Source organism: Lentibacillus salicampi, from assembly GCF_004565465.1.
Taxonomy (GTDB): Bacteria; Bacillota; Bacilli; order Bacillales; family Amphibacillaceae; genus Lentibacillus; species Lentibacillus salicampi.
Genome location: NZ_SRHY01000119.1, coordinates 1 through 754, shown reverse-complemented (window position 1 = coordinate 754; position 754 = coordinate 1). Strand labels below are relative to the sequence as shown.

Here is a 754-nt window from a genome sequence, read left to right as displayed (position 1 = left end):
GCGCCCGATAAAGGAAGATCGTCTGCAATGTTTATTAGGGTGATAATTCAGAAAAGGCAATTATTCAATTATAATTACTTCTCCGTCCCTTAAGGCTTTAAAAGGTATCTTATTATCAATCATATATGTAATTGTTCTGTCTATATCTTTTGATTCTTTATGATCTGATTTATAATGCGGTACCAGTGCATAATCCAAAATGTTTAACCCTTCCCAAATAGTTTCGTACCTTTCTCCATACGGATTCTGATATGGATCATCTGCTAAATGGATCCCTTTTAATGTAGTTCCAAGATTACAAATACCTGCACTATATCCACCATATAAAATATCTTTGTCGTTAGTAAAATATCCTTTTACAATCTCATCAAAACCACTTAGCTTCATAGCCTGTCTAAGGACAAAGGAATTGCCACCCCTTACCCAAATCACATCATAATGGTCGAGTTTTTCTTCCAGTTCATCAGTGTTATGAAAATACTGTTTCAGATCTAAAATATCAACTGCAAAACCCAATCTTTCAAGATCAGAAATATCCGTTGCATCGCTTTTGTTTCTCCGTTCTAAATCCGTCGCAAAATCTACAGCATTATTAATATATGCAACCTTCTTATTTCCGTTTTTTGTGATTTCCTTTAGTTTTAGTCCTTCATTTCCAATTTTAAAAGATGATAAGTAAAATTTCATATTATCCTCACCGTCGTCTTTAAATTTGATTATGAATAGCTTTTCATTTGTTCCGTTAAATGGCCCG

1 protein-coding gene is annotated in these 754 nt (G+C 33.4%); it reads right to left on the bottom strand.

What is annotated here, in order from left to right; translation table 11 throughout:
* Nucleotides 1–60 precede the first annotated feature (60 nt).
* Nucleotides 61–754 (bottom strand): Type 1 glutamine amidotransferase-like domain-containing protein (locus E4U82_RS19630; RefSeq protein WP_245183665.1); only part of this gene is annotated, 694 nt, incomplete at its 5' end.